Source organism: Planktothrix agardhii (genome assembly GCF_904830935.1).
Taxonomy (GTDB): domain Bacteria; phylum Cyanobacteriota; class Cyanobacteriia; order Cyanobacteriales; family Microcoleaceae; genus Planktothrix; species Planktothrix agardhii.
This window is the reverse complement of the sequence record NZ_LR882952.1, coordinates 2,956,963-2,969,869: the sequence shown is the minus strand read 5'-3', so window position 1 is coordinate 2,969,869 and position 12,907 is coordinate 2,956,963. Positions and strand designations below refer to the sequence as shown.

General features: G+C 41.4%; 11 protein-coding genes. 1 reads left to right on the top strand and 10 read right to left on the bottom strand.

The window, feature by feature from the left end; genetic code table 11:
* Positions 1–217 precede the first annotated feature (217 nt).
* Both NMG88_RS13950 and NMG88_RS13945 read right to left on the bottom strand, forming a co-directional pair.
* Positions 218–445 (bottom strand): type II toxin-antitoxin system CcdA family antitoxin, encoded by a 228-nt coding sequence (locus tag NMG88_RS13950; protein ID WP_026788050.1) that lies wholly within the window; start codon positions 443–445, stop codon positions 218–220.
* 208 nt (positions 446–653) lie between these two features.
* The gene (locus NMG88_RS13945) at positions 654–2,582 is read right to left on the bottom strand and encodes a transglycosylase domain-containing protein (RefSeq protein ID WP_436799459.1); all 1,929 of its coding nucleotides are present in this window, start codon (positions 2,580–2,582) and stop codon (positions 654–656) included.
* A gap of 202 nt (positions 2,583–2,784) precedes the next feature.
* Between NMG88_RS13945 and tyrS the strand changes: the two genes are divergently transcribed.
* A complete protein-coding gene (gene tyrS / locus NMG88_RS13940) occupies positions 2,785–4,035 on the top strand; it encodes a tyrosine--tRNA ligase (RefSeq protein WP_254035540.1) in 1,251 nt (416 codons plus the stop codon).
* Positions 4,036–4,221: 186 nt separating this feature from the next.
* Here the strand turns inward: tyrS and NMG88_RS13935 are convergent, their stop codons facing one another.
* The 8 genes from NMG88_RS13935 to ileS all read right to left on the bottom strand — a co-directional run bounded on the left by NMG88_RS13935 (position 4,222) and on the right by ileS (position 12,784).
* Positions 4,222–4,794: a Uma2 family endonuclease gene (locus NMG88_RS13935; RefSeq protein ID WP_254035539.1), complete on the bottom strand. Its 573-nt coding sequence runs from the start codon at positions 4,792–4,794 to the stop codon at positions 4,222–4,224.
* A gap of 382 nt (positions 4,795–5,176) precedes the next feature.
* On the bottom strand, positions 5,177–6,082 hold the full coding sequence (locus tag NMG88_RS13930) for a polysaccharide deacetylase family protein (RefSeq protein WP_227365446.1): 906 nt from the start codon (positions 6,080–6,082) through the stop codon (positions 5,177–5,179).
* 466 nt (positions 6,083–6,548) lie between these two features.
* Complete coding sequence (locus NMG88_RS13925; protein WP_144390463.1) at positions 6,549–6,836, bottom strand: hypothetical protein; 288 nt, start codon at positions 6,834–6,836, stop codon at positions 6,549–6,551.
* A gap of 183 nt (positions 6,837–7,019) precedes the next feature.
* Complete coding sequence (gene accC, locus NMG88_RS13920) at positions 7,020–8,372, bottom strand: acetyl-CoA carboxylase biotin carboxylase subunit (RefSeq protein ID WP_042154621.1); 1,353 nt, start codon at positions 8,370–8,372, stop codon at positions 7,020–7,022.
* A gap of 218 nt (positions 8,373–8,590) precedes the next feature.
* The gene (locus NMG88_RS13915; protein ID WP_227350732.1) at positions 8,591–8,986 is read right to left on the bottom strand and encodes a hypothetical protein; all 396 of its coding nucleotides are present in this window, start codon (positions 8,984–8,986) and stop codon (positions 8,591–8,593) included.
* Positions 8,979–9,344 carry a hypothetical protein gene (locus NMG88_RS13910; protein WP_042154625.1) on the bottom strand — a complete coding sequence of 122 codons (366 nt, stop codon included), beginning with the start codon at positions 9,342–9,344 and terminating at the stop codon, positions 8,979–8,981. Before NMG88_RS13910 ends, NMG88_RS13915 begins: the two co-directional genes overlap by 8 nt.
* Before the next feature lie 14 nt (positions 9,345–9,358).
* Positions 9,359–9,727 (bottom strand): HNH endonuclease, encoded by a 369-nt coding sequence (locus NMG88_RS13905; protein ID WP_042154627.1) that lies wholly within the window; start codon positions 9,725–9,727, stop codon positions 9,359–9,361.
* Between the two features lie 165 nt (positions 9,728–9,892).
* Positions 9,893–12,784, bottom strand: coding sequence for an isoleucine--tRNA ligase (ileS, locus tag NMG88_RS13900; RefSeq protein ID WP_254035538.1), 2,892 nt, complete (start codon positions 12,782–12,784; stop codon positions 9,893–9,895).
* Between the last annotated feature and the right edge of the window lie 123 nt (positions 12,785–12,907).

Genomic DNA, 12,907 nt, shown 5'->3' with positions numbered 1-12,907 from the left:
CTCAAGGGTTTCGAGTGCTAGTTCGGAAATCCGTCATTCTGGGGAGGTCGGGTTAATCTGAATCTGTCTCTGTTCGCTTGCTGATTGAAAAAAACAAGTTTAAAAGATATTAAAATGGATTTTATAATCAATATGGCGAGTTTTTTGGAGGTATTCACTTCTTTACTTATAACTGGTAGAGATGCGCCATGGCACGTCTCTACCAGTCATCACTGATTTAATCGTTCCATTCCCCCCGAGGCGGAACCGGAGGGTTTCGTTGCAGTGTCAAAGCCAGTTCATCCTCTGGACGCTCTCCTCTAAGCCATTGGCGTAGGGCTGTCTCAATCACCTTGCTGGGGTCATTAGTGAGATGTTTAATTTGATCGAGTAACTCAGAATCAATGTGAATTGAAACTTCTACTTTCTGAGTCACATTTGGCGAAGAAAATGTATTTTTTTCCATAACAAGTTAGATCCTAACGTATAAAAAAAATTCCCAACAAATAAGGAATAGCGACTACAGCAAATTCCCATATATCAAAAACTCAAAGAATAACTTTTCAGCCGATTCTCATGGAGCCAGACACAGGCATACTTCGCAAGTGGTTCTACTCTGATTCTACTCTCCTCTAGGGAAAAATTGTTCACCCGGGTGAGAACCCGATTCAGAATTAAGGTTTGGTATAGGCAGAAGATGGTTTAAAAGAAGTTTCAGGTTTTCCATCTAAGGCTTGTAACATAAAGTCACGCCAGATCGGAGCCACAATTGTTCCTCCGGTTGATCCATAGGTTAGGGGAGTATAATCATCATTTCCCACCCAAACAGCCGTTGCTAAATCAGGAGTATATCCGGCAAACCAGATATCCCGTTCAGAAGACGTCGTTCCAGTTTTTCCCGCCGCCGGACGTCCAATTTGGGCGCGAGTTGCTGTTCCCCGATTAATTACTCCTTGTAACACACTATTCAGGGATGCCACGGCCCATTGATCCAAGACTAATCGAGGTTTAGGGGTATTATCCAGTAGAATATTGCCCTGACTATCAGTAACTTGGACAATAAACGTGGGTTCAGAGTGCCAGCCATCATTGGCAAAAGTGGCATAAGCTCCGGCCATTTCCATCGGGGTTAAATCCACCGACCCCAAGGGTAGGGAAACGACAGGCTCAATGGGACTCTTAATTCCCAGGACTCGACAAACCTCAATTACCTGATTTAGTCCCACCTCCTGACCCAGTTTGACCGCCGGAATATTCAAGGAATTTTCTAAAGCCGAGCGCACACTCACGGCCCCGGAGAAACCACCCCCGTAGTTTTGGGGAGAATAATAGCCATAGCCATCGGGATAACTGACCGGATTATCATAAACCGTGGAATCCGGGCCATATTTGCCACTGGCAAAGGCAGCATAATAAACAAAGGGTTTGAAGGCAGAGCCGGGTTGACGCAGGGCTTGAATCGCCCGATTATACTGACTGGTTTTATAATCAGCCCCCCCCACCATAGCCTTAACAAAATGGGTGCGGGGGTCAATGGCTACCAGGGCAATTTGACCATTTTGTAAATTGTTATAAACCCCTTGATAGTATAAGTTCTGATGCCACTCACTGACGGTTTTCTCCGCCATCCGTTGAAAATTCATATCAATGGTGGTTTGAATCCGCATTCCGCCCTTGATCACCGCTTCCCGACCAAAACGTTCAGAAAGCTCTTGGACAACTGCTTCCGTCACATAGGGAAGACGGCTACTGCTAAAGGAGGTGATTTTGCCCACCAGTAAGGTTTGTTTTTTGGCCGCGGCTTCTTCTTGGGGGGTAATCCACTGAAGTTCCCGCATCCGCTTCAAAACCGTTAACTGTCTTTGTTTGGCTTTTTTGTAATTCGCAAAGGGACTATAATCCTCCGGTGCTGGAATCATACCCGCCATCATTGCCGATTCCGCCAGGGTTAAGTCCTTCGCCGATTTATTAAAATAACTGCGGGCCGCGGTTTCTACCCCATAAAGGTTATGACCCCAATAGACCTGATTCAGATAGAGTTCTAAAATTTCGTCTTTTGATAAAATCTGCTCTAAACGAATCGCCATCACCGCTTCCGCGGCTTTTCGGCTCATGGTACGATTCGGGGATAAAAATAGGTTCTTCACCAACTGCATGGTCAGGGTAGAACCCCCTTCCACAGTGGAACCCCGTTCAAAGTTAGCGATAAATGCCCGTACAATCCCCGTGGGGTTAATGCCTTTGTGATAGAAGAAATTGCTATCTTCAATTGCAATCACAGCCCGTTTCAGATGGGGAGATATCTCGTTGAGGGAGACTACTTCACGGTTGGCTTCATCATGGAGGCTGGCCAGAGGAACCCCCTTAATATCATAGATATGGGTGGTTTCCGTGGGCACATAGTTCTGTAAGACCCGCACATCAGGAAGATTGCGGAAACTGACCGCCAAACCGACTAACCCTCCAGCCACGACCGAACTGGTTAACATCGTAACGCCGAGTAAGGTTCCGGCCGTTACTTTGCTGACCGACTGCACAAAGTCAAACAACGTTGAGGGGTTGTTGACCCTAACATCGCGTGGGATTGCATTAGTTGATGACACTTTAATTTACTCCCTCAATGAAAACAGGGCTACACAACATCTAGGGCTGGTAATAGAAATATAACTTTTTTTAGCTTCGAGTGATAGCATATAAGATTGACATTGTGCAGGTGAAGTACCTACATAATAAATCAAAAAAATTTCCTATCCGGGATCAAGGTTAACGGATTTTACCCCAAATTGGCAAAAGAATTTTAAGATCATGGCTATTAGTCCCTCGTCTGTACCAATCGAATTGGCGGCGTCTCTACAAAATTTTCCCACCCTTCGCCGAGGGATTACTGAAATTTTCCCTGAAATTATCAATTCTCACAACCCCGACGAGAATTTAGGTCAACGATTATTGACAACCAATCGACCCCTAAGAGTTAAATTTGGCATTGACCCCACGGCGTCGGATATTCATTTGGGTCATAGTATCCCGATTCGCAAGTTACGCGCTTTTCAAGATGCGGGCCATATCGCTGTATTAATCATTGGGGATTTTACTGCTAGAATTGGCGACCCTACCGGAAAATCGGAAGTTCGCCGTCAATTAACCTCGGAAGATGTACAGAAAAATGCTCAAACCTATTTAGAGCAACTGCGTCCGATTTTAGATTTTGATACCCCCGGAGGGTTGGAAATTCGCTACAATTCGGAATGGTTATCAAAATTAGATCTACCTAAAATATTAGAATTATTGGCAACCATGACCGTCGGACAAATGTTAGCCAAAGAGGGTTTTTCCCTGCGGTTTGAACAGGAAAATCCGATCTATTTGCATGAATTTCTCTATCCATTAATGCAGGGTTATGATTCCGTCGCGGTGGAAGCGGATATTGAAATCGGTGGCACAGATCAAAAGTTTAATTTAGCCGTGGGACGGGATTTACAAAGACATTTTGGACAAAAACCTCAATTTGGGTTATTAATGCCGATTTTAATTGGGACGGATGGGGTACAAAAAATGTCGAAGTCCCTGGAAAATTATGTGGCGTTATCGGAAGATCCGTTAGCCATGTATTCTAAATTGGAGAAAGTGCAAGATAATCTTTTAAACCAATATTTTGAACTATTAACTAATCTTCCCCTAGATAAATTACCAGAAAATCCCAGGGAAAAACAAAAGTTATTGGGGTTAGAAATCGCGTCTCAATTCCATGGAAAAGAAGCGGCATTAGAGGCTCAAAAAGCGTCTTTAACCTTAGTTCAAGGGGATGCTAAAACGGCAGAAGCTGTCCCAGAGTTTTCCCTAGATGAGATTCAATTTCCGGCTAAGTTATTTTATATTCTCAGTGCGAGTAAGTTATGTAAAACCAGCAGTGAAGCGCGGCGAGAAATTCAAGGGGGGGCGGTTAAGTTAGATGGCGATCGCATTTCTGAAGTTGATATAATCTTTAATTCTATTGATGAATTAAAGGGTAAAGTTCTGCAAGTTGGGAAGAAGAAATTTATCCGTTTAATTGATTAGTTCCTCGTTCCTATGCTCTGCCTCTAATCTTAACCTCGTAGTGAGTCCTTCAGGACTCAGCCCTAAAGGGCTTACTACGGTTTTCCTCGTTCCTATGCTCTGCCTCTAATCTTATTATATATTATAATAGGAGACGGAGCCTTTTTGGCATTTCTAGGTAGAACCTAGAAACGAGGGGGAACAAGTCTAAAAAGGATTTAAAATTTGTTCAACAGTTAATTTTAATTCAGGAAAAGTTATAGAATTTATAGGATCTTTTTCTATTATTTCTATAACTTCATATAAACCCGAAACTAAGGTTAAAATTGATATTTTTAATGCTTGGGGGTCAATAATCCAATATTCAGAAATCCCTAATGCGGCATATTCTGAACGTTTATAACGGTAGTCATCATCGGGGTTATTCGGACTAACAATTTCAACGACTAATAAAGGAGGTTCTTCCAGAATAGCTGAGGATAATGTTCTGAGAATTTGGCGATGAGTTTCTGTCATTACTAATATATCAGGAATGCGTGATTTTCTGATTCCGGTTCTGACTCCCACAGTTCCAGGTCGCACTACCCAATCTAATGTTAAGCGACGGATCTCTATTTTGAATTGTTCTTGTATAAAATCAACAATATCCGAATGCAATCCACTTGCAGGAGTCATCTGAATTAATTCTCCATTAAATAGTTCAGACTTGAGATCGGTATCATCTTTATAATTGAGATAGTCTTCAAAGCTATAGGTTTTAGTAACGGTTTCCACCATCATGAGTTCTTAGCCTCTAATTTAGTCCCTCATTTATTATATAGCAACCGCCAAGGTAGTTAAGACACCAGAAGGATCTTGGAACCCAGACGGTAAAGTGTTTTCCCCCGGTGTTCCCTCCCCCCCCTAGCCCCCGAGGGCTGTTTCATTCTCTAGGAAAAACTGTGTCACCTCTCCCCCAACCCCTTTTGAGGGGAGAGGGGGGACTAATTATTACTATTAAACATAAAAAATTATTTATTACTCCCCCTTCCCTACTAGGGAAGGGGGTTGGGGGGTTAGGTCTTAGGGGTTGGCAATGGAAAATGAAACAGCCCTGTCCTAGCCCCCCGTGCACGGGAGGTTTGGGGGGGCTATTCCGGTGTTCCCTGTTATAGCAAAATTTTTATTCTGATAATGATAATAATTCGGAAACTGTTACAAACCGATAGCCGCGTTTTTGTAATTCAGGAATTATAATTTTTAACGATGCTATGGTTTCAGAACGATTTCCGCCACCATCGTGCATTAACACAATATCCCCTGGACGGGCTTGATTTAAAACCCGATTTGCTAATACGGTCGCCGTTGGTTTTTGGAAGTCTTTCGTATCAATAGACCACATAATAACCGCATAATTTTTACTGCGGGCATAGTCGGCAACACCATTATCTAAAATTCCCCCAGGAGGCCGAAATAACCGGGTTTTTAACCCCGTCATTAACTCTAATTTTGCCGATGTATTTTCAATTTCAGCTTTAGCTTTTTGCGGTTCCATTTTTGGATAAGAATGCGTCCAAGTATGATTCCCAACCCCATGACCTTCTTGAACTACTTGTTCGATAATGTCAGGATATAACAGTAAATTTTGACCTAAAATAAAGAAGGTAGCTTTAACATTAAACTGTCTTAAAATAGTTAAGACCTTGGGTGTTTCCGGCCAGGGGCCATCATCAAAGGTTAAGGCAATAACTTTTTCTTGATTTCGAGGGGAAACATTATGAACAGTTTTGCCTTTATAGCGTTCTGGAATTAAAGAATAATAGGGTTTTTCTGGTTTCTTTAAATTTGGTGGTGGAAAAGGTTTTCTAGGAATAAAAGAGTCTGGTTTTCCTAATGGGGGAATTATCGGATCTTCCATCCCATTTTCAGCAGAATAAATCGGTTGTGTGATCACCGAATTTTCAGCTTGCAGTCCAACAATAGGCAAGGAAACAGCCACTTGTCCGTGATTAAAACTCAGTATAAATATTCCACTGATACCACCAAGTAGAATCTGTGAAAACCGTTTAACATTTAGGGAACCTATCATTGATTTTAAGCGTCAAGATAATCTGACTATAGACTACGAGACTTTCCCCCTAAGTCCCGTAAATCTTGACTAAATATGAGAATGTTCTTGATCGGAAATAATTTCAGCTTTGTTAGGTGTTAGGGCGATCGCAAATACAAATGATACTAACGGCCCTACAATAAAAATTGCTAATTCTAATCCTGTCATAGTCTACCCCCTATGGTTTGTGGGATATCGGTTTACTCCTCGAATGCAGAGCTAATTGTTAGTCCGATTTGTGACTGATCTTGGCTAAAAACCCGCTTCCGCATCAGAGAACGTGCTGATAATACCCTTAATATTCTCTAATATACTCTAATCACCCTCATGAAATATCAATTCAGCATCTGATCAGTCTTAATTTCACTCAATCTTTAAATTTGAACCCGAAATCTTTGCAAAATCTAAACTTTATTCATAAATCTTTACAAAAATCAGAGGCAAATTAGCGTGTTACTAATTTACCTTGATGTCTGGCGGCTGAAATCACATTATTGTTAGCCGTAAAAACCCGAATAGTAGGTACTGTAACGTAATCACCATCATCTTTGTTACCGTTAGTTTCTATAAACCAGATTCTCGGTGTTGGTGGGATTTCAGAAAAAACAACATTGATATCCGGTGATTCGTCAAAAAACTCTATAGCTGGTGCTAAAGGGGGAAGTTCCTCGAATTCGGGGTACTCGTGTTGAAATTTTTGCCACAGCAAGCCAATGTGAGGAGTTAGTAGCAATTGTAGATCCTGAAACAAAATGCCACAAACGACCTCCACCACCGGCGGTTTTTCATATCCTAGAAAGGATTGGATGTTGATTGTTTTTGCCTCACTTACTCCCGATACTTAGGGTCTGAGTTAGATTTTAGGTTATGAGGGCGAGTTGCCCTTGCTTCCATTATCCCATAATTGCCGGGTTTTTTATTCCCCTTTTTTCATCATTTTTTCCACAAAATTAGTATAAATTTCCCCTCGGAGAAATTCGGGATTTTCTAATATTTTTTGATGAAATCCGATCGTTGTCGGAACACCCGTAATTGCAAATTCTCGTAACGCCCGTTTCATTCTTAAAATCGCCGTCGGACGATCTGGCCCCCAAACAATTAATTTCCCAATTAAAGAATCATAATAGGGAGGAATTTCATAATCCGTATAGACGTGGGAATCAATTCTCACCCCATTTCCCCCAGGAGGTAAATAACCACTAATTCGTCCGGGGTGGGGGCGGAAATTATGTTCAGGATCTTCGGCATTAATCCGACATTCGATGGAATGACCGCGCAAAATTACTTGATTTTGAGTTAATAATAACTTTTCCCCTTGGGCGATGCGAATTTGTTCAGCAATTAAATCTAATCCGGTGATCATTTCCGTAACCGGATGTTCTACTTGAATCCGGGTATTCATTTCCATAAAATAGAAATTGCCCGACTGATCAACTAGAAATTCAACGGTTCCTGCCCCGGTATAATTAATAGATTTAGCCGCTTTTACCGCCGCCGTTCCCATCTTTTGACGCAGTTTAGGAGTAATAAAAGAACTTGGTGCTTCTTCTAATAGTTTTTGGTGACGTCTTTGAATCGAACAATCCCGTTCTCCTAAGTAAATTACATTGCCATAATTATCAGCTAAAATCTGAATTTCAATATGGCGAGGACGTTCAATAAACTTCTCCAAATAAACCCCCGGGTTACCAAAGGCGGCTTCCGCTTCCCCTTGGGCGGCGGCAAAGAGTTTGGGGAGTTCCGAATCTTCCCTAACTAACCGCATTCCCCGACCTCCCCCCCCTGCGGTGGCTTTAATAATCACCGGATAACCGATTTTGCAGGCCAGTTGTAGGGCTTCTTTGTCATCACTCAGGAGTCCATCACTGCCCGGTACAGTAGGAACTCCGACCCGTTGCATGGTTTCCTTGGCCGTTGATTTGTCTCCCATTGACCGCATAGCGTGGGGTGTGGGGCCAATGAAGGCAATATCATGATCGGCACAAATTTCGGCAAATCGGGCGTTTTCGGCTAAAAATCCGTAGCCGGGATGAATGGCCGTGGCGTTACGAGTCAGGGCGGCGGCGATAATATTGGGAATATTCAAATAGCTTTTACTGCTGCTGGGTTCCCCGATACAAACGGCTTCATCGGCTAGTTGGACATGAAGGGCGTGGCGATCCACCGTTGAATGAACAGCAACCGTCGCAATACCCATTTCCTCGCAGGTGCGAAGAATCCGTAAAGCTATTTCCCCTCGATTGGCAATTAATATTTTTGAGAATCGCATCTTTTATTGACGTTGCTATTGCTGTTCACCCGATCGGACATTTTTTAGGAATCAGAATCACCAATTTTGTCCATCTAGGCACACTTAACATACAGTGGTTTTCCCATTTTAACCCAAAGTATCCCCCGGCTTCACAAGATTCGGAAACCGGGTTTCAAGGGATGAATTTTTATTGAATCAGTATAGAGAACGGGTTTATGATAGTTAATGGGATGTATTTACTGAGTGGCAACCATTTGTCGAGCTTTCATAATAATTGATGCTGTTTCTTCTTTTAAAGTTTGCTCCTGTTTTTCTAATTCTTGAAGACGACCCATCAAAACTTCTATCCTTTTTTCAGGAGATAAGCCTTTAAGGAAGTCTACTGCAATAACATTAGACTCACCCTTTAACCAGGTCAAAAATCGCTGAAGTTTTTCTCGATTTTCTGCTTTAATTTTTGAATTTGAGAGCCTATTTTCAACAGATAATTGTATATCTGATGCAGAATATTCTTTTAAACCTCCGTTTGTTGATACCGCTTTCAATTCTCTGACTAGCTCTTTGATATAGTATTCAGAAAAACCAAAAGATTGAAGATGAAGTTTAGTAATTGTGTTTAAATTACTACCCATTTTTACCTCCTTGATCTTGACCAAATTGTTTAAGAAGATCGCTAATATAATTGGCTTGTTCTTGAATTGTTGATCTTAATGATGGAACTAATTGATTAGCATAAAAATTCTGAATCTTAGTTAATTGTTCCACTAGGCCACTAATTTGCTGTTTCTGTTGATTATTGATTCTTTTTTGAGCGCCCACTTCATAATTACGTTTTTTTAAATCTTGGCCAGCATAGCGCATCATACACAAAATAGCTTCTTCCCTTGTGTTTACATTCTCTTGAGAAGCATCAAGCGCCCTTCTCATATCTGCTTGTGTCCAGTTAAACTCGTTAGCCAGTTGTTTGATTAATTCTTCTTTACTCGGCATAATGACAACCTCTTTTAAAAATCAACAATTTTTGTGCCAATTGCTAAATTGCAACCCGGATGTAATAGCTTAAAATTTTCAGGTTTGTTAGCAGCAGATCCAAAATCTTTTAGTGGAAGAACATGATGTACAACTGCATCTTCAAACCGGAGTGAGGTTTTACAAGCTGCACACATACTTCCTTGAAGTTCAAATTGCTTACGCTTCCAAGTCTGACCTGAATTGGTTTTTAGCCAGTTATTAAACTGTTTTCTAGGATCAATAACTGCTTTAGCTTTTTCCAATTTGCGCTCTGTTTCTTGACGAAGTTTTTCTTCTTGCTGAAGTAGGACAAAAAGTTCGCCATATAATCGAGCTAAATTATCAGCCGAGTTTGTTTCCATACATTACTGGCTTTACTTTAGGCGATACATTGATTATATTATAACATGAATCTCTAATTAATGCAACCCAAGAATTAGTGAGACTCTGTTCGACTTAATTTTTAATTAAGTTGTGATTAGAAACCCGGTTTCTTTGAGAAACCGGGTTTCTGGTATTTCTAGGTTTTAAAAGGTTCCTGCTAACGCCTCAATACAACGTTCACAAATTGTAGGATCTTCTTTTGATTCTCCAACATGGACGGAATAATTCCAACAGCGATCGCATTTTTCCCCATCTGCTTTCACCACACCAATTCCCAAATCTTCAAACTGTTGGTTATACTGTAAACCGTTTAAAGGTTCAGGGGTATCTAATAGTTCAACCTGGGAACAAATCAACAAATAACGCAATTCATCCACCCCATTATTTGCTTTTAATTCGATGGTTTCGGGGTTCATTTGTTGCATCTGTTGACGCAAATCCTCATCCGCAATATATAACAACACTTTAGCCTCTAAGGATGCACCAATCATTTTATCCTGACGGGCTTTTTCCATGACAACATTAACATCACTTCTAATTTGTCGTAACTGTTGCCATAACGTCCCTAATTCTGGCTTTTCCCAGTGTTTTTCTAACCTTACCCAACCCGCTTCAAACACAGAAGTCTGGGGTGTAGAATAGGGAATATTTTGCCAAATATCCTCGGCTGTATGACATAATACGGGGGCGATCGCTTTTACCAAATTTTCTAACGCCACCGCTAAAACCGTTTGACAACTCCGACGCCGAAACCCATCAGCCCCACTAATATATAACCGATCTTTGGCAACATCTAAATAGAAATTAGACAAATCCACCACACAGAAATTCTGAATCACCTGGAAGAATCGGAAGAATTGATAACTTTCAAAGGATTCTGTTACCTCAGTAAAAACCTCCGTAATCCGGTGTAACATATATTGGTCTAATTCCGGTAATTCCTCGTATTTAACTGTATCTTTTATCGGATCAAAATCATGCAAATTCCCTAATAAAAATCGGGCAGTATTTCTAATTTTGCGGTAAACATCTGCCATCTGTTTGAGGATATTTTTCCCCAAAGGAACATCCGAAGAATAATCCACCGAGGACACCCACAACCGCAGAATATCAGCCCCATAAGGCGGTTCTTGCTGTTGATTTTTCCCCCCTTCAATTACAATTGCAGGATCAACGACATTTCCTATGGATTTACTCATTTTCATCCCCTTTTCATCGAGGACAAATCCATGGGTTAATACGGTTTTATAGGGAGCATGACCATAGTTAGCTACACTGGTTAATAAACTCGATTGAAACCAGCCCCGATGTTGATCAGAACCTTCTAAATACATATCCGCCGGATACTTTAATTCTGGGCGTTGATTCGCCACCGCTGCCCAGGAAGACCCCGAATCAAACCACACATCCATGGTGTCGGTTCCCTTGCGGTAATTCTTGCCATTATTGCGGTATTCTGGGGGTAATAATTCCTCAATTGATAACTCCCACCAAGCATCCGAACCCCTTTCCGCAATAATAGTTTGAACGTGATTAATTGTGGTTTCATTTAATAGGGGTTCGTTGGTTTCTTCATCATAAAAAACCGGAATGGGAACCCCCCAACTCCGTTGTCGAGAAATACACCAATCACTGCGATCGCTTACCATAGAAGTAATCCGATTTTCCCCTTGGGCGGGAATCCATTTAACCTCAGAAATTGCTTTTAAAGCTGCATCTCGGAACCCTTCAACGGAGGCAAACCATTGTTCTGTAGCCCGAAAAATTGTCGGTTTTTTTGTGCGCCAATCGTAGGGATATTTATGTTGATAGGGTTCTTCTTTTAATAGGGAATTAACTTCTGTTAAAGCATCAATAATAGCCCCATTTCCCTCACCTAAAACATTTAATCCTTCAAATTTTCCAGCTTCATCGGTAAAGTTTCCTTGATCATCCACAGGGGATAAAATTGGTAAACCATATTTTTGACCCACAATATAGTCTTCTTGACCATGACCGGGGGCGGTATGAACTAATCCCGTACCGGATTCGGTGGTAATATAATCCCCACCAATAACTATCGGACTTTTCCGATTAAATAGGGGATGTTTGTAGGTACAATTTTCTAAATCCTGCCCTTTAAACGTGGCTTTAACTGTTAAGGAATAACCCAAGGTTGCTGATAATTGTTCAGCCAAATCTTCTGCCACAATTAAATACTTAAACGCCGGGGGTTTTTCACTTTCCCCCACTTCCACAACGGCATAATTTAAGGCGGGGTTAACTGCAACGGCTAAATTACCTGGAATTGTCCAAGGAGTTGTTGTCCAAATTGCTACCCCTAATTCTGATAGAAAGGGCGCTAATAATTCCCGCAAAGGTTCAGATACTGTTAATAGTTTAAAAGCGGCAAATAAACTGCGGGAAATGTGACCTTCTGGATATTCTAATTCCGCTTCCGCTAAGGCGGTTTTAGAACTCGGACTCCAGTGTACGGGTTTATGTCCTCGGTAAATATATCCCTCTAAAACCATTTTGCCAAATACACCAATTTGGGCGGCTTCATATTCGGGTTTTAAGGTTAAATAGGGGTGTTCCCAGTCGCCCCAAACCCCATAGCGTTTGAAACCGGTTTTCTGTTGTTCAACGGCTTGTAAGGCGAAATCCCTGGCTTTGTGACGCAAAGTTAAGGGGGTTAATTGTTCCCTTTCCCCAGCTTTCATGTTTTGTAATACTTTCAATTCAATGGGTAAACCATGACAGTCCCACCCGGGAACATAACGAACTTTACGACCCTGTAAAATTTGATAGCGATTAATAATATCTTTAAGAATTTTATTTAGAGCATGACCAATATGCAGCGTCCCGTTCGCATAGGGGGGCCCATCATGTAAAATAAATAATTCGCCGGGGTTATTTTGTGATAGGCGTTGATAAATTTCCTGTTCAGCCCAAAAGGCTTGGATTTCCGGTTCTCGCTTCACGGCATTTGCCCGCATATCAAATTTTGTTTGGGGCAAGTTGACGCTATCTTTATAGGATTTGGCTTCTGTCACAACAGTATCCTGAATGATTCTTGTTAATTGATTTGTATTGTATCTTAACACCGTAGTGAGCCCTGAAGGGTTCAATTATTGATCTTCAAGTCGTAAATCGTAGTGAGTCCTTCAGGGCTCAAT

Bases quoted from the DNA above. Each gene is read 5' to 3' on its own strand.
- NMG88_RS13950 (WP_026788050.1), bottom strand. From the start codon at position 445: ATGGAAAAAAATACATTTTCTTCGCCAAATGTGACTCAGAAAGTAGAA.
- tyrS (WP_254035540.1), top strand. From the start codon at position 2,785: ATGGCTATTAGTCCCTCGTCTGTACCAATCGAATTGGCGGCGTCTCTA.
- NMG88_RS13935 (WP_254035539.1), bottom strand. From the start codon at position 4,794: ATGATGGTGGAAACCGTTACTAAAACCTATAGCTTTGAAGACTATCTC.
- NMG88_RS13930 (WP_227365446.1), bottom strand. From the start codon at position 6,082: ATGATAGGTTCCCTAAATGTTAAACGGTTTTCACAGATTCTACTTGGT.
- accC (WP_042154621.1), bottom strand. From the start codon at position 8,372: ATGCGATTCTCAAAAATATTAATTGCCAATCGAGGGGAAATAGCTTTA.
- NMG88_RS13915 (WP_227350732.1), bottom strand. From the start codon at position 8,986: ATGGGTAGTAATTTAAACACAATTACTAAACTTCATCTTCAATCTTTT.
- NMG88_RS13910 (WP_042154625.1), bottom strand. From the start codon at position 9,344: ATGCCGAGTAAAGAAGAATTAATCAAACAACTGGCTAACGAGTTTAAC.
- NMG88_RS13905 (WP_042154627.1), bottom strand. From the start codon at position 9,727: ATGGAAACAAACTCGGCTGATAATTTAGCTCGATTATATGGCGAACTT.